Genomic DNA, 23,455 nt, shown 5'->3' on the forward strand with positions numbered 1-23,455 from the left:
TTCGGCCATGTATACGTGAGGGAACTCGCGGCGAGGTCGAAGTCCGGTCGCGTGGAATTTCTCTTCAGTTGCACACGGCCGCGGACGGTTCCGCGCACCGGTAATTCTCTTCAGTTGCACACCGGTTGCCCACCGGGGGGCGTGTCGAATTTTTACTATACGTTTCCCGTGGGGGATGGTAGCGCAGTTCCTCCGCCCCCACGGGGGTTCAGGAATTTCGCCTTCCGGGCTGCTCCGGGCGGCGCTCCGGCGTCCTGGTCTGGTGTTTGAACGTTTGTCGGGCGTTTCTTGTACAGCGCTTGCGAGGCTTCGGAACGTGCCGGGGGGAGAAATCGCTCCGCGGTGTGAGCGGATGAGTTACGCCGTTGCGGCCCATTCGTCCTGCAGGACCCCCGAGCTCCCGACAAGGAGTGCCTGATGGTGCGATCCGCTCTTCCCGGTACCTCATTGCGATTGGCCAGACTGTCCGGACACGGGGATGGCCGCCTCCTCCTCGTTCCCCTCGATCATTCCGTTTCCGACGGGCCGATCGCCACGCCCGGCGGATTCGACAACCTGGTGCGTGACATCGTCGCCGGCGGGGCGGACGGAATCGTGGTGCACAAAGGGCGGGCCCGGCAGATCGACCCCCAGCTGCTGGCGTCGTGTTCGCTGCTGGTGCACCTGAGCGCCAGTACCGCCCACGGCCCGGACACCGATGCCAAGGTTCTGGTCGGCGACGTCGAGGAGGCGTTGCGGCTGGGGGCGGACGCGGTGAGCGTCCACGTCAACATCGGGTCCGTCACCGAGGGCGCCCAGCTCGCCGACCTGGGGGCGGTGGCGGCCGCGTGCGGCCGGTGGGGCATGCCGCTGCTCGCGATGATCTACCCGCGCGGGCCGCGGATCACCGCACCCATCGCGCCGCAGCTGGTGGCGCATGTGGCGAACATCGCCGCGGACCTGGGCGCGGACCTGGTCAAGACGGTGTTCGCCGGATCCGTCGAACAGATGGCCGAGGCGGTTGCGGCCTGCCCGGTCCCGGTGCTGGTCGCCGGCGGCCCGGACACCCGCCAGAGCCTTCCCGACTTCGCCCGCACCGCGCTGGGGGCCGGCTGCCAGGGCCTGGCCGTGGGACGGCGGATCTTCACCGCCCCCTCGCCCGCGCAGGCGGTGCGCGAACTCGCCGACATCCTCCACCCCCCGCTGACCGCGACGCTCCCCCTCCCTCTTCCCCTCCCGTCCTCACGATTGACAGGTGTGCTGTGAAGCTCAGTTGGATCGACATCCGCACCGTCGGCTCCGCGAAGCAGGCCATCCTCCAGGAGGCGCTGCACGCCCGGGTGGACGGCATCGTGGCCGACCGGCCCGACGACCTCGCCGGCCTGCCGCCCACCGTCCAGAAGATTCTCTTCCCGCAGGGCGGGGCGCTGCCCGAGGACTTCGGCGCCGCCGACATCGTCGTGGTCGACCCGGCCAAGCACGGCGAGCCCGCCGAACTGGCCGCCCGCCACCCCCAGATCGAGTTCGGGCGCTTCGTGGAGATCACCGACGCGGCCACGCTGGAGGACGCCTGCCGCAGCGGGCGCACCGAGAAGTGGAGCGTGCTGCTGTTCCGGGACCCGACGAAGATCCCGCTGGAGATCGTGATCGCGGCCGCCGCGGCGGCCGAGGGCAGCCTGATCACCGTCGCGGCGGACGCCGAGGAGGCGGCGATCATCTTCGGGGTGCTGGAACTCGGCTCGGACGGGGTGATGATGGCACCGTCCCGGGTCGGGGATGCCACCGCGCTCAAGGCCGCGGCCCGCACCACCGTCCCCGACCTGGACCTCGTCGAGCTGGAGATCACCGCGACCGCGCATGTGGGGATGGGCGAGCGGGCCTGCGTGGACACCGCCACCTACTTCCGCCAGGACGAGGGCATCCTGGTCGGCTCGCACTCCAAGGGCATGATCCTGTGCGTCAGCGAGACGCACCCGCTGCCCTACATGCCCACCCGCCCGTTCCGCGTCAACGCCGGCGCCATCCACTCCTACACGCTGGCCGCCGACGAACGCACCAGCTACCTCAGCGAGCTGAAGGCCGGCAGCAAGGTCACCGCCGTCGACATCCACGGCAGGACCCGGCTGGTGACCGTGGGCCGCGTCAAGATCGAGACACGCCCGCTGCTGTCCGTCGACGCCGTCGCACCCGACGGCCGCACGGCCAACCTGATCCTGCAGGACGACTGGCACGTGCGGGTCCTGGGCCCCGGCGGCACCGTCCTGAACAGCACCGAACTCAAGCCCGGCGACAAGGTACTGGGCTACCTGCCGCTGCAGGACCGCCATGTCGGCTACCCCATCAACGAGTTCTGCCTCGAGAAGTGATCCCCCGCGGTCCGGGGCCGGGGGCAAGCCCGCCCCGCCCCGGACCGCGCCCGGCCCGAAGGGAGGACGCCCCGTGAGCGCGACCCAGTTCACCGTCCGCGTGGATACCCCCGTGAGCCCGCACCGGTTCACCGTCCGGGTGGATGCCCCCGTGAGCGCGACCCCGTTCACCGTCCGGGTGGATACCCCCATGAACGCGACCCCGTTCACCGTCCGCGGGATGCCTCATGAGCGCGCACCGGTTCACCGTCCGCGGGGATGCCCCGTAAACGCGCACCGGTTCACCGTCCGCGGGGTCGGCGCCGTGAGCGCGCACCGGTTCACCGTCCGGGTGGATGCCCCCGTGAGCGCGACCCCGTTCACCGTCCGCGGGGATGCCTCATGAGCGCGCACCGGTTCACCGTCTGCGTGGTCGGCGCCGGACCACGCGGCCTGTCCGTACTGGAACGGCTGTGCGCCAACGAGCGGGCATCGGCCGCGAAGACGGCGCTGAGCGTGCACGTCGTCGACCCGGCCCGGCCCGGCGCCGGCCAGGTCTGGCGCACCGACCAGCCCCGTGACCTGCTGATGAACACCGTCGCCTCGCAGGTCACCCTCTACACCGACGACTCCGTGGAGATGGCCGGGCCGGTCACCACCGGCCCCAGCCTCCTGGACTGGGCCCGCCGCCTGGCCGCCCTGGACCGCCTGCAGGAGATCCAGGGCGGGTACGACGACCGCACGCTGGCCGAGGCCCGCGCCCTGGGCGCCGACTCCTACCCCACCCGCGCCCTGTACGGGTGCTACCTCGAGGACGCGTTCCGCCGGGTGGTGGCCGCCGCGCCCGCGCACCTGAGCGTGACCGTGCACCGCTCGCGCGCGGTGGCCCTGGACGACGTCGGCGGCGAGCACGGCGGTCTGCAGCAGCTGACGCTGGCCGACGGCACCCGCCTGCCGCACTGCGACGCGGTCGTGCTGACCCTCGGCCATCTGCGCTCCACGCGAACCGAGGCCATCGCCCGGCAGGCGGAGCAGCTGCGGCTGACGCACCTGGCGCCGGCCAACCCCGCCGACGTCGACCTGTCCGTGCTGGCCCCCGGTCAGCCGGTGCTGCTGCGCGGTCTGGGGCTGAACTTCTTCGATTACATGGCGCTGCTGACCACCGGCCGCGGCGGGGTCTTCGAAGACCACCGCACCCACCTGCGCTACCGGCCCTCCGGCCGCGAACCGCACCTGATCGCGGGCTCGCGCCGCGGCGTGCCCTACCACGCGCGCGGCCAGAACCAGAAAGGTGTCACCGGCCGCCACACCCCCCGGCTGCTGACCCCGCACAGGATCGGGGAGCTGACGTGGCGTCACCAGCACGAGGACCGGCTGGAGTTCCTCGCGAGCCTGTGGCCGCTGATCGCCCAGGAGGTGGAGAGCGTCTACTACGAGACGCTCCTTCGCGCCCAGGGCCGCACCGCGCACGCCGCCGGCCTGGTCACCGCCTACCTGCGGGCCGCCGACGGACCCGAGCGCTGCGCGGTCCTGGACCGGTTCGCCGTCGCACCCCGCGACCGCTGGAGCTGGGAGAGCATCGCCCACCCTTCGGCACCGACACCTTCAGCGGCCCCGCCGCGTTCCGCGAGCGCCTGTTGGCCCACCTGGCCGACGACATCCGCCGGGCGCGGGCCGGCAACGTGCGCGACCCGCACAAGGCGGCGCTGGACGTGCTGCGTGACCTGCGCAACGAGATCCGGCTCGTGGTGGACCACGCCGGCCTGGACGGCGACTCCCACCGCGACGAACTCGACGGCTGGTACACCGGCCTCAACGCGTTTGTGTCGATCGGGCCGCCCGTCTCCCGCATCGAGGAGATGACCGCCCTGATCGACGCCGGCGTCCTCGACATCGTCGGCAGCAACATCCGCGTCACCCTCGACCCCACCGGGCCCGCGTTCCTCGCCCACTCCCCCGCCGTGCCCGGCGCCGTCCACCGGGCCACCGCCCTGATCGAGGCCCGCCTCCCGGAACCCGACCTGCGCCACACCGCCGACCCGTTGCTGCGGCACCTGCTGGCCACCGGACAGTGCCGGCCCTTCCGCATCCCCGCCGCCTGCGGGCGCCTCTACGAAACCGGCGGCCTGGACGTCACCCGCCGCCCCTACCGGCTCGTCGACGCCCAAGGCCGCCCGCATCCGCGGCGCTTCGCGTTCGGCGTGCCCACCGAAGCCGTCCACTGGGCCACCGCCGCGGGCGTGCGCCCCGGCGTCAACTCCGTCACCCTCGGCGACTCCGACGCCGTCGCCCGCGCCGTGCTGGCCCTGTCCCCGGCCCGCCCCACACCCACGACCACGACCCGCTGCCCGACCACGCTCCCGCGAACGGACGGCGCACCAACCACGCTCCTGCGGACGGCCAACTCACCGAACACGCTCCCGCGGAGGGACGGCGCACCGACCACGCTCCCGCGAACGGCCGGCTCAGCGACGGCGCTCCCGCGGAGGGACGGCTCAGCGACCACGCCTCCGCGAACGGACGGCGCACCGACCATGCTCCTGCGGAGGGACAGCTCACCGAGAGCACTCCCGCGGACGGACGGCTCACCGAGGTGACGACATGACCCGGCACCCGCACCCTCGACCACCGGCGGCGCCCACCGGGCCGGACACCCCGCAACCCGCATCCGGGACGGCAGCCGCGCCGGGTGCCGCGCCGAGCACGGCAGACGGCCGCAAGGCCGCGCCCGGATCGGGGGCGGCGTCCGGAGCAGTGGCCGCAACGGGGGCGGTGCCGGCAACGGCAGCCGCGGCGGGTGCCGCGCCGAGCACGGCAGACGGCCGCAAGGCCGCGCCCGGATCGGGGGCGGCGTCCGGGGTGGTGGCCGGGGCCGTGTCCGCAGCAGCGCCTGCGGCGGCGTTGGTCGTAGGGTCGGGGCAGGTGGCGCCCGTGGCGGCGGCGGACCCCGGAGAGCCGCCGGGGTTGGATGCGGGGTTGCTGTCTCCCGTCCGGGCGGGCACTCCCGCCGAGGCCGCGGTGTGCGACACCGCCTGGCTGCAGGCGATGCTCGACGCCGAAGCCGCCCTCGCCCGCGCCCAGGCCACCACCGGCACCCTGCCCGCGACAGCGGCGAAGACCATCACCGACGTCGCGCACGCCGACCGCTTCGACCTGACCGCCCTGGCCCGCGGCTCCCGGCTCAGCGCCAACCCCGTCGTGGGGCTGGTCAACGCACTGACCGCGCTGGTCGCCGCGCAGGACCCCGCCGCGGCCGAGTACGTCCACCACGGCTCCACCAGTCAGGACATCCTCGACACCGCGGCCATGCTCGTCGCCGACCGCACCCTGCGGATCATCCGCGGCGACCTCACCCGCGTCATCGACGCCCTGACCGCCCTGGCCCGCGAACACCGCGACACCCCCATGGCCGGGCGCACCCTGGCCCTGCACGCCGCACCCACCACCTTCGGCCTCAAAGCCGCCGGCTGGCGCCACCTGGTCAGCGATGCCCGGCTGCGCGTGGACCGGCTCCTCGACGGCAACCTGCCCTTCAGCCTCGGCGGCGCGGCCGGGACCCTGGCCGGATACCTTCCGCCCGGCCCCCGCCCCGCACCCGACGACCCGCTCAACCAGCTGGACCGGCTGGCCGACGCGTACGCCGGGGAGACCGGCCTGGCCCGGCCCGTCCTGCCCTGGCACACCCTGCGCACCCCCCTCGCCGACCTCGCCGCGGCCCTGGCCTTCACCACCGGCTCCCTCGGCAAGATCGCCATCGACGTGCAGGGCCTGACCAGGACCGAGGTGGCCGAGGTCACCGAACCCGCCGCCGCCGGGCGCGGCGCCTCCTCCGCGATGCCCCACAAACGCAACCCGGTCCTGGCGACGTTGATCCGCTCCGCGGCCCTGCAGGTCCCGGTGATCGCGGCCGGCCTGACCCAGTGCCTGGTCTCGGAGGACGAACGCTCCGCCGGGGCCTGGCACGCCGAATGGGCCCTGCTGCGCGAATGCCTGAGACTGGCCGGCGGAGCCGCGCACACCGCCGCCGAACTCACCGCGGGCCTGGTCGTCGACCCCGCCCGCATGCACACCAACCTGCACCTGACCGGCGGCCGGATCGTTTCGGAACGCCTGACCCGGACCCTGGCCCCACACCTGGGCGCCCGCACCGCGAAGGACCTCATCACCCGGGCCTGCCACACCGCCGAGAGCACCGGTACTCCGTTGGGCGCGATCCTGGCCGGCGCCCCCGAACTCCACGGCCTGCTCGACGCCGCCGACCTCGCGGACCTCCTCGACCCCACCACCTACACCGGAGCCGCCGCCGCCCTGGTCGACGCCGCCCTCACCACCCCACCCCCGCGCCCCGTCACCGGACCCACGCCCTGAGGGGAATCTGCCGCCATGGACGCCACACCCAGCCCCCCGCGCGGACGCCCGGCCCTGCACAGCCAAGGACTGGCCCTGCGCTTCGCCCTGATCATCGGCGACACCCTCCTCGCCGACGCCCTCCACGTGTCCTGCCTGCTCGACACCATCGCCGTGCACTTCCCCGAGACCCGCATCCTGATCGGCCTGACCCGGCTGCCCCCCGGCCTCGACGCCAGCGTCCTGTTGGAATACCGCGCCGAACACCACCCCACCGCCGCCACCGGCCCCCGCCCCGACACCCGATGGCAACGCGTCCTGCCCGGCCGCCCCGGCAGCCCCCAACAACGCGAACACCTCCTACGCGAGATCCTCTCCGCCCGCACCCCCACCCCCCACCGCATCCTCCTGCCCCCCGCACCGACCGCACTACGCCTCCGCGCAGCCGCGATCTAACACCCACCACCCACCCCCAAGCACCGGACCTGGCACCGCTCCGGGCGGTAGGCGGGGTGGCGGTCCTGGATCCGGCCGTGGCGCCGGTCTTGGCGGCAGGACGGGGTTCCGGTCATGGCGGGAGGGCGGGGTGCCAGTCATGGCGGGAGGACGGGGTGCCGGTCCGGACGCCGGTCGTGGATCCGGTGGTGGCGCCGGTCGTCGGGGGCAGGCGGGGTGCCCGGCGCACGACCGCGCAAGGACACGCATCGCACTGGCAGGGGCCGGCCGAGCGGGAGTCCGCGGATTCCACGGCCGCGTAGCCCCGGCGGATTCCACGGCTCCGTAATCCCGCGCCGGCAGGCCGGTCAGGCCGGTCAGGCCGGTCAGGCCGGTCAGGCCGGTCAGGCCGAGCGTTGAGCAGGCCGAGCAGGTCGAGCAGGGTCGGCCGCCCGGCCCGGCCGCCCCCACGACATCACCGCCGCCCGCCGCGACCGCATCCTGGCCCACCCGCATGCGGCCGGCCCCGGCGCCCTGGCCGGCCCGGGCTTCCTCGGCCTGGACGACGCCGGGGACGATCCGGTGGTCGTCACCGGCTTCCCGGCCACCCGCACCCACCGGCCCGCATCCGCCCAGGCAGAGGCCAACCGGGTCCTGGCCGCCGGACGCGTCCACGTCGAACGCGGCTGTGCCCACCGACCTCGCCACCGCCACTCGACGCGTTGGCAACGTGAGGGATCTAGCGGATCCTCACCAAGCCCCGTACCGGTCCCGCCCGCGCCACCCACCGGCTGCGCGCGCTGCTCGTCCGGACGAACATCGAGGCCACTGCCGACCATCGACCTCTACCGCAGGCAGTAGCCCACGAGCAGCACACGCCCCTGAACCAGCGTCACCGGAGCAGCGTCACCGGGCCGGGATCGGCTGCGTAAGGTTGACCGGGTTGCCGTCGGGGTCCTGGATGTGGGCGACGCGCTGTCCCCACGGCATGTCGTTGGGGCCGGAGCGGACCGAGCCGCCCAGCGCCTCTACCCGGCCGAGCGTCTCGTCGACGTCATCGACACCGATGCTGAGCAGGATCCGCGACGCCGCCGAAGTCCCCGCGTCCGCCTTCGCCACCAGCCCGAGGTCGGTGTCACCGATACGCAAACCGAGGTAGAAGGCCGGGCCTTCCGCCGGGACCCGGAAGACCTCCTCAGCGCCGAACAATTGCGTATAGAAGCCGACCAGAACGTCCTGGTCGGCAGTCATGATCACTGGCTGAACCCGGATGCACCGGTTGATGCCTGCTGAGCGTGGGACGCGGAAACAAAGAGATGCCTTGTGACCTGCGAGGATGGGACTTCTCTAGGGTTCCATCCGGCAAGTACAGCAAGGCATCTCTCACGTGCAATCCTCCCATGCCCCCGCAGCGGTCCTGGCGGCGTTCGATGACCCGACCCTGGTCGCCTACGGCAGTCTGGAGCCGCTGGTACGCCTGGCCGAGCGGTGCGGTCTGCCCGGCCTGGTCGGTGTCCATGAGCACCGCCGGGCTGTCCGTCTCCCAGGTTCCGCACTCCTGCTGCCCGCTCGCTGGGTCTGCGAGGACATCCTCGGCAGCCGCGAACAGGTCTGCCTCAGAATCGGCGGCGACCCAAGGGAGGAGGCCCGATATTCAGGGCAGTAACAGCTGCGAGCAGGCTCGTCGGCCTGGACAAGGGCTTGTGCGCTTTCCTCGCCTACGCGAGCCGGCGTGCGAGCACCTGGCCCCGCAGCGCTTTGCCTTAACGCCTGCGTCAAGGCTTATCTTCGTGGAAGCCGCTGCCACACACCCGTGGCAGTTGCTCCCTCGCAGAACGGAACAAACAATCATGCCCACTGCTGATCTCGGTGACCGTGCAGCGCTGGTCGAGCACGACCAGCGCTTCTTCAACGCGCTGGTCTCCGCCGACACCGCCTGCCTGGGCGAACTGCTGGCAGACGACTTCATCCTGGTCAGCATCGAGGACGGTTCGGTCGTCCCCCGATTCGCCCTGCTCGCTGCGGTCTCGTCCGGAACCGTCACATTTCCCGCCGTCGAGTCCTTCCCCGAGGAGGCTGTTGTCCGTCGCCACGGCGACGTTGGCATCGTGGTTGGGCGGACCAACATGAACTTCGCCAACTCTGATGGCACCACCTTCACCGCCGGAAGCCGCTACACCCACGTCTTCACAGCGGACTCTGCTGCAGGATGGCGCCTGGTCTCTGCCCAAGGCACCCGGATCACGTCCGCCGACGCGTGAAAGTGCAGCGGAGGTGGCCTGGCCGAACCTCGGCTGCGAGGGCAGGGCGGCGCCGCCGCAATCCGGCTATGACCGCAGACATGAATGACCTAACCGGCCCTATGCCTGCTCGGGCTTTGTCGCCGGTCCACGGGGACCTGCCAACAGGCCGAGCACGTGGGTGATCCGCTTGCGCGCCTCCGAATCGGCAATGACTCCGTCCGAGTCAGCCATCCTGTGGTCCACCGGAATTTTCGCGCACGCCTCCTCCACGATGTACGCGCCGGTGTAGCCGAGCACCGTCCGCAGCGTGGCCTCCGCACCCAGGCCACGGCCAGGAGCAGCCGCGTTCACCCAGGCCACGGGCTTGTCGCAGATCTCAGTACCGCCGACCGTCCAGTCCAGCAGGTTCTTGAACGAGCCCGGCAAAGTGCCTGCGTACTCCGGGGTGCAGATCAAGACCGCAGTTGCCTCGGCGATCGCCGCGCGCAACTCGGCCACCGAAGGCGGCAGCGGATCGGTGTCATCATCGGGATTGAAGTGCGGAAGCCTCCCCAGGCCGTCATAGAAGGCCGTGCGCAGATGCGACGGCGCCACGGCCTGTGCCGTGCGCAGCACAGTCTCGTTGGAGGAACCAGCACGCAGGCTTCCGGATAGCAAGAGAATCACAGGCGGCGTAGACATTCACCCAACCTACCGACCCGATGCCGTGAACCGAGCAAACAGCGAGTTCATGATTCGCCATGGACGTGGTCTGAACCCGGACGCACCGGTTGATCATGCCTGCTGAGCGTGGAACCCGGAAACAAAGAGATGCCTTGTGACCTGCGAGGATGGGACTCCCCTAGGGTTCCATCCGGCAAGTACAGCAAGGCATCTCTCGTGCAATCCTCCCATGCCCCGCAGCGGTCCTGGCGGCGTTCGATGACCCGACCCTGGTCGCCTACGGCGGCCTGGAGCCGCTGCTGCGCCTGGCCGATCGGTGCGGGCTGCCCGGCCTGGTCGGCGAGCGAGTGCGTCTGCCCGTCACCGCCGACGGGGTGGGCGCGTTCCCGGCCGCGAAGGTGATGGCCCTGGTCGCGGGGATGGCGGCGGGTGCGGACAGCATCTCGGACATGGGCCGGTTGCGCCACGGGGCAATGGACCGCGTCTTCGGCGGCGTGCGCGCGCCCTCAACCCTCGGCTCGTTCCTGCGCGCGTTCACCCACGGACACGTGAAGCAACTGCACGCTGTCGGCCGCCGACTGCTGCCCCAACTCGCGTCCCACACCCCGTTGCTGCCCGGCGCGGCAACGGTGGCCTACCTGGACATCGACGACACGATCCGCCGCACCTACGGCTATGCCAAGCAGGGCGCGGGCTACGGGTACTCCAAGGTCAAGGGCCTGAACGCGCTCCTGGCCGTGCTCTCCACCCCACTCGCGGCCCCCGTCATCGCCGCCACCCGCCTGCGCAAAGGAGCCAGTGGTTCGGTGCGCGGGGCCGCCTCGTTCGTCGCCGAGGCCCTGCGCACCGTCCGCGCCAGCGGCGCGACCGGCCTGCTGGTGCTGCGGGCAGACTCCGCGTTCTACGCCAGCGAGGTCATCGCCGCCTGCCGCGCGCTGGGCGCCCGGTTCTCGGTCACCGCCCGGATGAACGCCTCGATCAAGAAGGCGATCACCGGCATCGACGAGGACGCGTGGACGGCGATCCGCTACCCGAAGGCGCTCTGGGACACCGAGGGGCAGTGCTGGGTCTCGGACGCGGAGATCGCCGAGGTCCGCGACTACACCGCGTTCACGTCCAAGCCGAAGAAGCAGCAGGTCACCGCCCGCCTGCTCGTGCGCCGGGTCAAGCGCCTCAACGCTGACGCCCAAGTCCAGGGCCAGGGCGAGCTGTTCAGTACCTACCGCTACCACTGCGCGTTCACCGACTCGCCCCTGTCGCTGGTCGACGCCGAAAGAGATCACCGCCGACACGCCATCGTGGAACAGGTGATCGCGGACCTGAAAAGCGGGCCGCTGGCCCACCTGCCCTCGGGCGACTTCCAGGCCAACGCCGCCTGGCTCGCCCTGGCCGCGATCACCCACAACCTGATGCGCGCCCTGGGCACCCTGGCCTCCACCTTCCACGCCAGAGCCACCACCGCCACACTGCGCGACCAGCTCATACGTGTGCCGGCCCGGATCGCACGCGGAGCACGACGGCTGACGCTCCACCTGCCCGTGAACTGGCCCTGGGCCGACGCCTGGTCGCAGATGTTCGCGGTGCTGCACGCGCCTCCACACCGCTGACGACCCATCCGAACCGCCCGCAAGGGCCCGAGACCTGTGGACATGTGGAAAAGCTGGGCAGACCAGCGGCTACCCCACACCCTCCTGCAACCGCCGGGCCAGCAACCGGCCACAAGACCCCGAAACGATCACTCGGAAATCAGACCGGTGCATCCGGGCTGAATGGTGGACATGGCACTCCTGTCTGGAACGGTCCTGTCGCGGGGTAGACCGTTCCAGGACGGTGAACTCATCGGCACAACCACCCCGCCGGACAACCCACCCCACACACACGCCCGCCCACAACCAGCACCAGCACGCCCGAACCAAGATCACGCCCCCGCCGACCAGCCACGCCACGATGCCGGAGCTCCAGTGAACCCCCGCCCCGCCCGGCGCGTCATCGACCAGTGCGTCATCGGCCGGTGACCGGCGGGCCCGGACGGACCCGCCCGGCGCAGGGAGCGGCAAGGACGACGGGACGGCGAGGACACCTCAACCGGCGGGACGAGGGGGCCGGTGGACGCAGGCGAGCAAGGCGGCGAGGCGGCGAGGACACCTCAACCGGCGGAGCGAGGGGGGCCGGTGGACGCAGGGCCGGCGTCGTGGGGATCGGCGGGCACCAGACGGGCGGGACCGGCGGAGCCAGGACCGGCAGGGGCGCCGTCCGCGCCGGCGGGACCAAGGGGAGCCGGGTCCGCGCCGATGGGACCGCAGGGAGCACCGTCCACGTCAGCAGCACGCAAGGAGGCCGGGTCCGCATCGGCGGGGCCGCAGGGAGCACCGTCCGCGTCGGCGGGACCAAGGGGGGCCGGGTCCGCGAACCGGGCGACGCCCGGCACCGCCAGGCACACCACGCTGGACACCGCCACGACCACGGCCCCGCCGATCAGCGTGCCCGCCGCCCCCACCACCGCGACCACCGGTCCCACCAGCACATACCCCACCGGCAACAGGGCGTAGGCGCCGAGCTGGTCCAGGGCGAAGACCTTACCCAGCACCTCGTTGGGGAAGGCCCGCTGCAGTGCGGAGATCCAGTACACGAAGGACAGTTCCACCACGAATCCGCCCCACGCGAAGCACCCGATCACCCCGGGCAACGGCAACGGCCCGGCCAGACTCAGCGGCACCAGCGCATATCCGCTCAACGCCAGCAACGACACCGCGCCCCGGGCCCTGGGCCGCCACCGCCCGGCCAACGCGATCGCGGGCAGCGCACCGGCTCCCATCGCCGCCAACACCAGCCCGTACGCGAGATCCCCGCCGAAATCCCTGCGCGCCACCACCGGCAGCATCGTCAACGCCGTCGCGGAGCCCGCGAACAGATGCAGACACACCGTCCCCATCACCGCCATCACCCACCCGCGCCGGCGCACCGCCCGCAACCCCGCCAGCGCATCACGCACCACCCCCGCACGCTGCGCGGCCGCCCGCGGCCCGGCATCCGGTACCCCCCGCACCATCAGCGCACCCACCGCGAAGACCCCGGCGGTCACGAACAACGCCGGCCTCACCCCGATCAGCGTCACCGCGCCCACCCCCACCAACGCCCCCAGCACAGCGGACCCCCGCTGCGCCGCGGCCACCAGAGCGTTACCCCGCTCCAGCAAGGCGTCGGGCAGCAACGCGGGCAGCAACGAACGCGACGCCGGACGCGAGAGCGCCTCGCCCGCCCCCACCAACGCCGTCACCAACGGCAACACCCCCAACGCCAGACGCGGCAACACCAAGCCCGCCGCCACCAGGACCACCGCCCTGAAACAGTCCGCGCCGATCAGCACCCGGGTCCGGCGCATCCGGTCCGCGATCACCCCACCGGCCAGCAGACACACCACCAACGCCGCGGCCCGCCCGGCCAGCACCTCACCCACCGCGCCCGCACCACCCCCGTGATGCAGCACGTACAAGCTCATCGCCACCGGAAGGACCTGATCCCCGATCGCCCCGCTGGCCTGTCCCGCCCACAGCCGCAGGAACGACGGGTACGCCCGCAGTCCTCCCGCCACACCCGAACGCTCCGGCACGGCCACATCCCCGGTCATGAACCGCCTTCTTCCATCCACGGTCACACGCACGCACACCACGCACGCACACAAGCAAGAGCCAGCACGAGCCGGCACGGGCCAGCAGCGCCGGCAGCGCCAGCAGCGCCAGCAGGGTGAGCAGGGCCAGCAGCAGACCCGGACCACCACACCACGAACCACCCCAACCCCGGCGCCCTCAACCGATGACCCGCAATACCGCAGACACACCAACCCTCCGGGGCGAGGGCCGGCGCCGGTGCCGGCCGGCCGCACCGAAGAGCCGGCGCCCGAGACGAACCGAACATCGGGTGCGGGGGGCCGGTGCCCGCCGCCCCCAACCCCAGGGCCGGTACCCGCACGCCGGGGCCCGAGGTCACCGCGCCGCGACCGGGGGTCGGACGCCGAGGCCTGAGGTCACCGCGCCCGCCGACGCCCGGACACACACGAGGCACGGGGGTCACCGCACCGCAGGGCCAGTGCCCGGACACACGCCAGGCCCGGGCCCGCCGCACCTCATGGCCAGCGCCCGGACGCGGGGGCCTGGGGGCGCCGTACCGCGCCCGGGAGTTGGTGCGCGCACCCCCGGGGGTCAGTGCACCGAACGGGGAGCCGGTGCCCAGCCCGCCACACCCCACAGCCGGCAGCCGCACACAAGGACCCGAGGTCACCGCACCCACCGGCACCCGGACCGCACGAGGCACGGGGGTCGCCGCACCGCAGGGCCGGCGGGCCGAACGTGAGGCCGGCAAGTCCACCGCAGGGCCGGCGGGCCGGACGCGGGGGCCGGGGGTCGCCGCACCGCATGGGGCCCGGAAGTCCCGCGCGCCGGAGGGCCGGCGCCCGGACGCGGGGGCCGGGGGTCGCCGTACCGCGCCCGGGGGTCGATGGGGTGCACCCGCCCGGGGGTCAGTGCACCGTGCCGGGGGGCGGGAAGGCGAAATCGCCCGGGAGCAGAGCGGTGGGGGCGTCCGGGACGCCGGCGGCCAGCAAGTACACCGCGAACTCCTCGTCCGGGTCGACACCCAGCAGATCCTCGACCGCACTGTCCTGGAACGCCACGGTCTGGAACGGGCCCAGGCCCAGCGCGGTGGCGGCAAGAGCGAAGGTCTGCCCGTAGTGACCCGCGTCGTACATCCACAACCGGTAAGCCCGCGGATGGCGGTACTTCCACGCCAGCCGGTTCGCGACCGCCGTCGTCAGCACGGTGAACGCCCCCTGATAGGAAGCCTCCTGACCATAACTCAGCTCCGCGACCCGCTCACGGGGCACATCATCGTCGAGGAGCTCCAGCGCGTGCCGGGCCGCGGAGTAGTGGTAAAGGCCCGGCGGGATCCCGGTCACCTGATACACCACCACATACGCCTCGACCTCATGGCGGGCGCCCGCCGAAGCACTGACCCGGCACTGCTGCACCCCGAACACCCCCCCGTCGGTGAACCGGTGCGGGGCGAAACTATGGAACAACAGCGTGCCCAGCTGATCCAGCGAGACCGGGTCACGGGTGAACCGGCGGTGCGTACGACGGCCCGCGAAGACCCACCCCACCGACGCGTTCAACGCCAGCGGCTGACGCGGCAACAACACCACCGGCCGGTCCAGGTACTGCTTGAAGGAGTCCGGTGCACCACCCTGCGCGACGATCACACCCGCCTCCTCGGCCCGCTCGGGGCCGTCCACGAGATAGTCCGCGTCACGGGCCTCGGTATGGAACCGCTCCGCGATACCACCCCACCGGTCCCACAACGGCGGATCCTCCCGCACCACATCAGGGGACTCCAACACCCCCACCAGGGTCAGGCCATCGATCGCGGCACGGACCGCCCGCTCATGCTCCGGACCGAACCCGCACGCGAGATCATCCACCTCGATACCGGCACCGGCCCGCTCCATCACCGTCACCAACTCCGGCGACAGCCGCACCCACTGCTGCTGGCCCGGGACACCCACCTCCAGCCCCTCGGGCACCCAACGGCACACCAACTCCCGGCGGCGGCGGACCTTCGTCATCGCTTCCCCCTCTCCCCCACAGGCGGCACCACGTATCGTGAACACGCAAACAAGCGTCGGGTCCGGCTGCGGTGCCCACAACGCATCACAGCCGGACCCCCGTGCTCATCCACGCCAAGGCATCAACGCCCCGGGTGATGAATCAGCTTCTTGCTGTCCTTAACGATCCGAATCTCGAACGACATGACGGCCACCCCCTCCCCCCATTTCATGAAACCCCATACCGGTATTCGGCGAACACCGGCCCGGAAAACACCGGGAAACCGTCACCCGATTACCGAACCCGGGCACTTTCTCCCGTGTTTCCCGACTGCCCAACGAACGCTAGAGCACCCCCACACCCACCAACAAGACACCCACCCCCCTCTGGCCGGAAACAACCCCCCAACCACCCCCCGCCCACCACAAACCCCCAGCCCACAGCAGTAACGAGACGCGAAAGAGAGGGCGGCCGTATCCGAAAAACACCTCCACACAACCCCTGAACAAACCTCGAACGAACCTCCACACACCACCCTTACCCTGACCCCAAAACAAACCCCCACCACCACCCCCGACAACACCGTCCCGGAACACCGACCCGGAAACACCACACCGGAAATAACACCCATGCCAGCCACAACAGCCGGCCACACCCCCACACCCGCACAACAACCCCACCACGCCTCACCACCACCGGATAACACCCGCCCGCAACAACCCAGACACGACAAGGGTCGACCGGGGCGACGGAGTAGCACGTGCAGGGGCAACGGGAACAAGTGCAGGGGCATACGCGATGAGCTGGTAGATCCGAACAGTCCACAGATCCGCATGTTGAAGCCAACCGAAATCCCGGACCCGAGCTCCACCAGGGACAACAGAGACAACGAGGTGACGGGACACCAGGGGCAGGGCGTTGCACCACTACCTGAGGAGACACAACCAAAACGCCCGACACCCCGAAGTCCCGGCCGCCCAGCGCCTCCGCGACCTGCACCGTCATCTCCATCATCCTGGCCACCTCCCCCTGACCCACTCCAGCCCGGCGGGCCCCAAGCCCGCCGGGCACCCTCGACCCACACCTCCAGCTCCTCCTGCAACACCGACTCCCGTCAAGATCGGCCGGTCGCCGCCACCCGCCGCGCTGAGCCTCGCTCACCCGGGACGCTCACCCCGCCCCCGGATCTGGCTGGCCATCGAGCGACCCATCCCTCTAGCAACTCGCCACAGGCTGGCGAGGGAGGTGGGGAGCCGAGATAAGCAGGTCCGTCCCACACCTAAGCAAGAGGTGGAGAATTTCAAGGCTCTGACCGGAAGTCCGTGAATGATCATGAGAGCCGCTCTCAGGTCGTCTGGGCAGCCCTCAGCTCTTCGTAGACTGCGACTGGATTCTCCTGAGTCCGGTAGAGGAAGTTCCAGCGGACGACCCCGTCATCGGCAGCGAGTGAAGCCAGCGCGGCATCTCCGGGTGTGAGGAACTGGGGCTCGTTCCACTGCTGTGCAAGGACAGCGATCGGAGTGCCGGCACTGGTAAGAATCCAGCTGGCCTTGCCTCCGGCGATGTGGGCGAGGTACCCGCTCTTGGCTACAGCGGCGACTGCTTCGTGGACTCGCATCCCTGCGGGCAGATCTCTGGTGTCGTTGTGCGGAGCGTCGAAATCGTCGCCCATCGCGACACTGTCCCTGGTCAGATGCATCTTCACGGTTGGATCATAGGCGGATGCCCGGATTCTCATGCCGGGTGAGCACTCGGATGCGGAGGAGCCGGAACGAGGACCGGCCGAGCATGGTGCGCTTGATCATTTTGATCTTGTTGACGTGGCCTTCGACCATTCCTGAGCTCCATTCGAGGGTGAGTCCGGCGGTGACGGCGGCGAGGTCCTGGCGCAGGAAGCCGGCGAAGGACCGGACCGGTGCGGGGGTGTCCTGCTCGGCCTGGCGGATCCATTCCAGCAAGAGGTGGCCGCGGCGGTGGGCGAGGAGGTCGTGGAAGGATCGGGCCAGGTCGCAGGCTCGGGCGATGTCCGGGCAGGCGATCTCCACGTCCTGCAGTCGTTCCTCCTCCAGTTCGGTGAGCGTGTCGCGGGGGCGCATGATCCAGGAGGTGATGCGTCTGGGGCTGGGCACGTCGGCGCGGACCGGTTCCATGGCCCCTTCGCGCAGGCGGGCCAGGTAGGTGATGAGCGTCGAGTAGCCACCCTGGTAGCCGCGTTCGCCGATCTCCTCGAAGAGGCGCCGGCCACTGATGATCCCGACGGCGAAGCGGGCATGCAGGTAGGGCATGAACGGTACGAGTTGATCTCGGCGGTGGACTCCCAAGTCCTTTGCACTGGCCAGGAGTTCGTCCAGCGCCGCGTCCCGGAAGCGAAGGACGGTCTTGCGGTCGAGTTGGAGGTGGCGGGCGATCGCGCTGACCGTCCAGCCGCGGTCCGCGAGCCGGTGGCCGTCCGCGTAGCGCTCGCGGGTGGGCTCGACGATCGGCGTCCTGGGCAGCACGGGCAGTGGCAGCGCGACGGCCGGGGCCTGCGGCGGTTCGTCCTGTTCAGCCTGTTTGCGCAGGCAGGAACGGTGCTGCTGGCAGGTCTTCTCAACTGCCGCACCGAGGTTCTGCAGCAGGTGCCAGCGGTCGGCGACCTCGATGGCATCTGCTTCCATCGTCGCATTCCAAGTCCTCTGCTACACCTCGCCAAGGAGCACGAGCTAGAGCCTTTGGAACGGCGTCCAGGAGGGAAGGGGAGACCCATGCCGAGAGTGGAACTTCCCAGGGAACCGAACGAGCGGGGGCGCCAGTGGATGCTTCACCTGCCGGCCTCCGACGTGGCGGCGCTCTGGCCGCAGATCCGAAGGGCGGCGATCCCGGAGATGGTCAAACTGGCCTCCATCAGGTACTTCACCATGGAGTTCTTCAGCACAACCGCCGGCGTGACCACCTTAATCCGCTACCACCCCGACGATATACACCAAGTAGCGCGCAACCTCGCCGAGGACAGGATGTCGGTCCCGGCGGCCTGGCGGACCGACACCCCCGAGGGCACCCAGGCCGAACGTCTGCACCAGCGGAGAAGAAGGCAAGGGAAATGGGCCAGCTGTCTCTTCATCCCTGCGCTGCTCGCAGTACTGCTCGCAGTAGCCTGGACCGTGGCCCTCCTGCTCAAATAGGACAGCGCGAATATCCTGAATGGGCCTGGCGACCTGGTAGTCGTGTTCGGCGAGGGAGATGGCGGCGGCGTCACGGCCGGCATCGGCGGCCTGCGCGACGGTGGCCGTCAGCCAGGGGTGCTCCTGGTTCAGCCAGGCCAGCGCTTCCTCGCGACTGCCGAACCGCTCGAGCAGCGGCGCTCCGGCAGCGCGCGCAGATGGGCGTCCGCCGCCTCGGCGGCGGGGATGTACTGGTCCAAGAACTGCTGGACGTCGTACCAGGCTGCTGATCCACGCTGACACCTGCGGCGGGAAGTTGGGCAGCATGCGGAGTCAAGTGAGGCAGAGGAAGACGGTGTTGCCCACCTGGGCGGAGCGGACGGAAACTGCTGGCGAGCTGAGAGTAGGTGCGACCCGTGGCAGCAGCCGTTCCCGAGCACGTCACCTGGATGTCCGAAGGGCATGTGGCCTTGGCCTGGCCGACGATCAGGGCGACCTGCGTGCACGCCACCGCGGAGGCCAACGGAGTGCGCAGCAGACTTCGCTCGTCGGAAAGCATATGGGGCGCCACCCAATGGCGCGCATACCACCCCGCGGACGTCGCCCGGGTGGCCAAGGCGATCAACGAGGGCACCGCGGAGCTCAAGGCGCACTGGCGGAACGACACTCCCGAGTCAAAGCTGCTCGATCAGCGCCTGCGCAGAGAGAACCGGCCCGGCGCCATCGGGTGCGCCCTGGTCATCGTCGCCCTGGTGATCGTCGTCTTTTTCGTGGTCATCACCTGGAACAGTCCTGGAACGGCTGACCCCTCCGACTGGCGCTGACACGCACGCAGCCCCTCGGCCAGCCACTGCTCACACTCGACGAGAGGACAGCAGCAGAGCGCCACCGCATATGTTGAGACGAGGAACTCCTACAAGCGAATAGTCAAACGGGAATTCGTCTCAAAGTCCTGTCCCTTGGGACAGACGAGGGACACCGCCAATGAGAAAGTGACATCAGAAACGCGAACCTACATTCCGCGAGGAAACGATTCGGCATGCCAAGCGCTGACCTGGCCGTCACAGACTTCCGGTCAGAGCCAATTTCAAGGAGCCCAAACGGGTACTTCTCACCGCCGCCCGATGACTGTCCCGCTCAGGCAGGACGAAGCCGTCGGAGTACGTACTCCGACGGCCAGCAGAGGGCTCGAACAACAACGTTGGTAACGACGAAGTACCCCGGGCTCACCCAACCGTCCTCTTTGCTCACGAACCCCGGACCGTCCTCACGGTAATAGCGACGCAGCATGCGGCGGCGCAAAGGAGTCCCAGCCACGAACAGGACAGGAGCGGCAACGACTGCACCTACAGTCACAGCGAGCCGGACTGACTGGACCCTGATGCCGCTCTCCATCCGCATCGCTCCAGTCTGCCGAGCAGAAGAGACTCGCCCACCGCTCTCACGGAATGTGTGCCGGAACCCAGTTGTCACCTACGAAGCCCGGCGGGTCATCAGCGGTTGATATTGATCGTCACCGTGCCGCCCAGCCCTTTCACGCGGTGACGCAGGCCGCCGAGCCGTTGAACTGCCCTGCGCCGGCCCCGTGGCGAGGGTGCTGAGGCTGCGCCCCGGCCACGGGGGCTGCACGGGCGGGGCGCAGCGGGAATCGCCTGGGGTGCGGTCAGCGGCGGTCCATCCCGTACACGTGGTTCTGGTGGGAGACCAGGGCGGGCTGGTCCATGGTGGTGATGGTGTTCGCGCTGAGGGTGGCGCTCGCCGTCCACGGACCGACCGCGGAGGACGTGGATGCAACTCGCCGCCCTCCCCGCGAACGACCAGGGCCGTGCGGATGCCGTGCACGTACACCGCCGGGGCAACAACCCGGGACAAACTCACGGACGCCCAGTGCGCTGACCTCGCTCCACTCGGCGTGGACCGGGCGTAGAAGCGCTGGGGGGCGACGGACCGGGGTCACCCCCACGGTGCTCCTCGTGCGGTAGTCCAGGGCGCGGCCGGCTCAGCCAGGAACAGACCACCTTGCACGAGGTACCTGGGGTGCGTGACGCCAGTCGACCGGCCGGCCGCCTCCCGCTTGCCACCCTGCGGTGAGGCGGGCGCGAGGGGAGCCCTCGCTGCGCCCTCCCTGCTTGCTGCCAGACCGAGGGCGGCCTCTTTGTTCGAATCGGCCGGTCGCGGATGCTGTCCGAAGTCGTGACCGCGTGCTGATGGTTCTCCGCGAACAGAAGCCAGACGTCAGCTACGACTACTCACAAAGACCCAAGGCGTTGCAGATCAGATGGGGGTCCAGTTCGTCCTCGAGGAAGTGATAGATCACCTCGATATTGTCCCTCACCCACGCGGGGCCCAGACCATCGGATCCGGACTGCTGAACCACACCGAGGAGAAGTTCCTCGAGCTCTGCCTGGGTGGTGGTGGACGTCATGTAGTCCTTGGCGTGCTGCATGAGCTGCTCACAGAATTGACCTTGCAAGGTGCTGGCGATGGAAGCTCCGATTCCGAGGGGGCTGGCCCGGCCGGGCCAGCACACTGGGGAGTTGTCGTGGGCTGTACGGGGCGGGTCTTGGACGCCGCAGTGAGGGCACACAGCCTAGAAAGCCTCGTTGACCACTCCCGCACGGAACGTGATCAAATGGCCGGTTTCCACAGGCTGTTGCCCAGATCCCGACAATTCCCAGGAGTACCGGCCAGCGCCGGAGCGGTCCCGCGAGAGTGAAGCCGGGGTCGCGCCTGTCATACAGGCCGGTGTGCGCAGCTCCCGGTCGCGGTACGTATGTACCGTCGCTGACCGGTCACGTCACACGGCAACGCCCTGCCTCCCAGATCTTCGGAGGCAGGGCGTTCCCGCACAGCGGGGGCGGGTCAGTAGACGCGGGCGAGAACGTGGTTTTCCCGGGAGAGTTAGAGCTCGCTGTCCTGCGACCGGCCGGTCAGTGGGGCTCCGGCCGACGCGGGCCCGACGGCCGCGACCGGGGCACCGGCGGCGATCAGAGCGAAGGCACGGGCGAGCTGCTCCAGCGCCACGGACGCCTGGCCGGGGTTGTTCTCGGTGACGGTGCGGGCCTCGCTTGCGATGGCGGCCAGGAGCGCGTCGCGGGCGTCGGCAACGGCAGGCACCGGGGCCACGCTGATCACCGCCGGGATCCGCTGGACACCCTCCTCAGTGCTCTCGGCGTCGGTGTCGGTGTCCACGGTCTTGGTTCCTCGCTGGTCACACGCACCCCTTGGTATTCGACGTCGGCGTCGTCGCCCACGCTGAGGCCGCCCGGGCGCGGGCGGGACCGGTGTGATCGACTCGGCGGGAAATCAGCCACGGCATGGCCGACAACACACGCCAGCCACACCCGGCACGCCCGCCCCGCAGGTCTGTCCGGTCATCGCTCGGCCGGCCCGAGGTGCCGGCCGATGACCTCGGTCCTGTCCCGACGGCGTCGGTCAGGTGCTTGGACTGCCCGGTGGTGAACCAGGCATCCCGGGGCCCGCTCCCTCACGATGGGGCAGACACGGCGGCGGCCAGGCGGGGTTCCAGCGCCAGGCCGCCCACCGGTCGGCGTCGGCGAAGGGCCCGGCCCGTTGGTCGAGCATGTCCAGGACCTGGGCGCGGGCGAGCTCCACCGCCGGGTGCTCGAACTCGGAGACGATGCCCAGGCGACGGACGTGGGCGTACTCGTCTTCGTCCTTCCACCTGCGGGTGCTCAGGTCGGGGTCGATGACGAGGTCGACGGTGAGGTCGAAGGTGTCGAACCCTGCCTCGGTGCGGCAGGTGGGGTGCTCGAAATTGACGTACCAGTTCCTCAACCCGGCTGCGGTGTAAAAGGCGTTGATGCTGAACCACGCCGCCGGCGGCTTCCACAGCAGCAGCTCCGTCTCCTGCCACACCCCGGCCGCCAGCTCCCACTCCCCCGACGCCATCGCGTGGATCGCCTCCGTGCGCACTGACCGTTCGCCCTCCGACCGGGCCCTGGCGTACAGGGCGGGCCACAGCGCTTGAGCCCCGGGTGGGCACGCGGTCACCAGCGCCTCGCCCGTGTCGGCCAGGACCCGGAGCGCCTGCTCGCTCCATACCCGGCCGGAGCGGTGTACATCGCGCCGAACGATCCTCTCCCCCGTCATGAAGGTCTCCACCGGTGCCTCCCTCGCGAGCCCGGCCGGGACATCCGGCAGAGCGGGCACCACCTCAGCGCACAGGAACAAGATGGGCAAGCCGCCGTTCGGGGCGGATTGCCCACGCTCCCCTGCCGCTTGCCCAGGTCAAGGCCGCCAGCGGAACGTGCCGCGGCGTGGCTTGCCCGGCTCCTGGTCGCGGCCACCCTCCGGCTCCGGCTCCGGCTGTGCGGGAGCCGGCCCCGGCCGGAAAGCGGCGAGCTTCACCCTGCCGATCTCGCCGCCCTGGCAGAGCTGGAGATGCAGTGGGCGTAACGACCGGCCGCGGCCGGTCGTTGAGACTGTCGGTTCAGCGAAGTGCACAGCGGGACCCCGGGGGTCATAGGCTTCTGGGGTCCCGTGCTGTCAACGCTCGGCTTTGGCAGTGACAGTTGGGGTCTGGCACAGATCTTGGGGAGCAGCCGCCGGAGGGTGACTGCGAAGCCCGAGCGGGGCTCCCGTGGTTCAACGCCGTCACGGCCAGCCTCACCTCATCCCGGAGCTCCGCCAGCACCGTGGGTGAGCCGGCACTTCGGCCGGTGCGGCGACAACGGGCCAGCTGT

General features: G+C 70.5%; 19 protein-coding genes and 1 pseudogene. 10 read left to right on the top strand and 10 right to left on the bottom strand.

All coding sequences use genetic code 11. The features are described 5' to 3' along the window. Positions 1-417: 417 nt before the first annotated feature. The 5 genes and pseudogenes from LNW72_RS00825 to LNW72_RS00845 all read left to right on the top strand — a co-directional run bounded on the left by LNW72_RS00825 (position 418) and on the right by LNW72_RS00845 (position 7,127). Positions 418-1,245: a 2-amino-3,7-dideoxy-D-threo-hept-6-ulosonate synthase gene (locus LNW72_RS00825; RefSeq protein ID WP_250973506.1), complete on the top strand. Its 828-nt coding sequence runs from the start codon at positions 418-420 to the stop codon at positions 1,243-1,245. Continuing rightward, entirely contained in the window at positions 1,242-2,345 is a 1,104-nt protein-coding gene (locus LNW72_RS00830; protein WP_374117101.1) for a 3-dehydroquinate synthase II family protein, read from the top strand. Before LNW72_RS00825 ends, LNW72_RS00830 begins: the two co-directional genes overlap by 4 nt. 381 nt (positions 2,346-2,726) lie before the next feature. Beyond that, positions 2,727-4,654: pseudogene (locus LNW72_RS00835) on the top strand (FAD/NAD(P)-binding protein); the annotation flags it as partial. Positions 4,655-5,300: 646 nt separating this feature from the next. After that, positions 5,301-6,692: a 3-carboxy-cis,cis-muconate cycloisomerase gene (pcaB, locus tag LNW72_RS00840; RefSeq protein WP_374117102.1), complete on the top strand. Its 1,392-nt coding sequence runs from the start codon at positions 5,301-5,303 to the stop codon at positions 6,690-6,692. Between the two features lie 15 nt (positions 6,693-6,707). Next, positions 6,708-7,127, top strand: a complete 420-nt coding sequence (locus LNW72_RS00845; RefSeq protein WP_250973508.1) for a hypothetical protein — start codon at positions 6,708-6,710, stop codon at positions 7,125-7,127. Between the two features lie 885 nt (positions 7,128-8,012). Here the strand turns inward: LNW72_RS00845 and LNW72_RS00850 are convergent. Both LNW72_RS00850 and LNW72_RS00855 read right to left on the bottom strand, forming a co-directional pair. After that, positions 8,013-8,357: a VOC family protein gene (locus LNW72_RS00850; protein ID WP_250973509.1), complete on the bottom strand. Its 345-nt coding sequence runs from the start codon at positions 8,355-8,357 to the stop codon at positions 8,013-8,015. Next, positions 8,302-8,760 carry an Imm21 family immunity protein gene (locus LNW72_RS00855; RefSeq protein WP_308402130.1) on the bottom strand — a complete coding sequence of 153 codons (459 nt, stop codon included), beginning with the start codon at positions 8,758-8,760 and terminating at the stop codon, positions 8,302-8,304. Before LNW72_RS00855 ends, LNW72_RS00850 begins: the two co-directional genes overlap by 56 nt. A 136-nt stretch (positions 8,761-8,896) precedes the next feature. Between LNW72_RS00855 and LNW72_RS00860 the strand changes: the two genes are divergently transcribed. Continuing rightward, positions 8,897-9,367: a nuclear transport factor 2 family protein gene (locus LNW72_RS00860; protein WP_250973510.1), complete on the top strand. Its 471-nt coding sequence runs from the start codon at positions 8,897-8,899 to the stop codon at positions 9,365-9,367. Between the two features lie 99 nt (positions 9,368-9,466). Here LNW72_RS00860 and LNW72_RS00865 read toward each other — a convergent pair whose 3' ends face one another. Then, positions 9,467-10,030 carry an NAD(P)H-dependent oxidoreductase gene (locus LNW72_RS00865; protein WP_250973511.1) on the bottom strand — a complete coding sequence of 188 codons (564 nt, stop codon included), beginning with the start codon at positions 10,028-10,030 and terminating at the stop codon, positions 9,467-9,469. Between the two features lie 203 nt (positions 10,031-10,233). Here LNW72_RS00865 and LNW72_RS00870 point away from each other — a divergent pair, with 203 nt between their 5' ends. After that, entirely contained in the window at positions 10,234-11,619 is a 1,386-nt protein-coding gene (locus tag LNW72_RS00870) for an IS1380 family transposase (RefSeq protein ID WP_250979968.1), read from the top strand. 539 nt (positions 11,620-12,158) lie between these two features. On the opposite strand, the gene LNW72_RS00875 is transcribed toward LNW72_RS00870, so the two are convergent. The 4 genes from LNW72_RS00875 to LNW72_RS00890 form a co-directional block, all read right to left on the bottom strand. Continuing rightward, positions 12,159-13,640, bottom strand: coding sequence for an MFS transporter (locus LNW72_RS00875; protein ID WP_250973512.1), 1,482 nt, complete (start codon positions 13,638-13,640; stop codon positions 12,159-12,161). An 888-nt stretch (positions 13,641-14,528) separates the two neighbouring features. Further along, positions 14,529-15,629 (bottom strand): SagB/ThcOx family dehydrogenase, encoded by a 1,101-nt coding sequence (locus tag LNW72_RS00880; RefSeq protein ID WP_250973513.1) that lies wholly within the window; start codon positions 15,627-15,629, stop codon positions 14,529-14,531. Between the two features lie 1,325 nt (positions 15,630-16,954). Continuing rightward, positions 16,955-17,314: a hypothetical protein gene (locus tag LNW72_RS00885; RefSeq protein WP_250973514.1), complete on the bottom strand. Its 360-nt coding sequence runs from the start codon at positions 17,312-17,314 to the stop codon at positions 16,955-16,957. A gap of 7 nt (positions 17,315-17,321) precedes the next feature. Then, on the bottom strand, positions 17,322-18,266 hold the full coding sequence (locus LNW72_RS00890) for a transposase (protein ID WP_250973515.1): 945 nt from the start codon (positions 18,264-18,266) through the stop codon (positions 17,322-17,324). 87 nt (positions 18,267-18,353) lie between these two features. On the opposite strand from LNW72_RS00890, the gene LNW72_RS00895 reads away from it, so the two are divergent. The 3 genes from LNW72_RS00895 (at position 18,354) to LNW72_RS00905 (ending at position 19,573) form a co-directional block, all read left to right on the top strand. After that, positions 18,354-18,770, top strand: a complete 417-nt coding sequence (locus tag LNW72_RS00895; protein WP_250973516.1) for a hypothetical protein — start codon at positions 18,354-18,356, stop codon at positions 18,768-18,770. Between the two features lie 42 nt (positions 18,771-18,812). Then, entirely contained in the window at positions 18,813-19,049 is a 237-nt protein-coding gene (locus LNW72_RS00900) for a hypothetical protein (RefSeq protein ID WP_250973517.1), read from the top strand. A gap of 116 nt (positions 19,050-19,165) precedes the next feature. Continuing rightward, the gene (locus LNW72_RS00905; RefSeq protein ID WP_250973518.1) at positions 19,166-19,573 is read left to right on the top strand and encodes a hypothetical protein; all 408 of its coding nucleotides are present in this window, start codon (positions 19,166-19,168) and stop codon (positions 19,571-19,573) included. A gap of 1,421 nt (positions 19,574-20,994) precedes the next feature. On the opposite strand, the gene LNW72_RS00910 is transcribed toward LNW72_RS00905, so the two are convergent. The 3 genes from LNW72_RS00910 to LNW72_RS00920 form a co-directional block, all read right to left on the bottom strand. Further along, positions 20,995-21,195, bottom strand: coding sequence for a saposin domain-containing protein (locus tag LNW72_RS00910; protein ID WP_250973519.1), 201 nt, complete (start codon positions 21,193-21,195; stop codon positions 20,995-20,997). Positions 21,196-21,650: 455 nt separating this feature from the next. Then, positions 21,651-21,941, bottom strand: coding sequence for a hypothetical protein (locus LNW72_RS00915; protein WP_250973520.1), 291 nt, complete (start codon positions 21,939-21,941; stop codon positions 21,651-21,653). A gap of 243 nt (positions 21,942-22,184) precedes the next feature. Next, complete coding sequence (locus LNW72_RS00920) at positions 22,185-22,862, bottom strand: DUF402 domain-containing protein (RefSeq protein ID WP_250973521.1); 678 nt, start codon at positions 22,860-22,862, stop codon at positions 22,185-22,187. Between the last annotated feature and the right edge of the window lie 593 nt (positions 22,863-23,455).

This window comes from Streptomyces sp. RKAG293 (assembly GCF_023701745.1).
GTDB lineage: Bacteria > Actinomycetota > Actinomycetes > Streptomycetales > Streptomycetaceae > Actinacidiphila.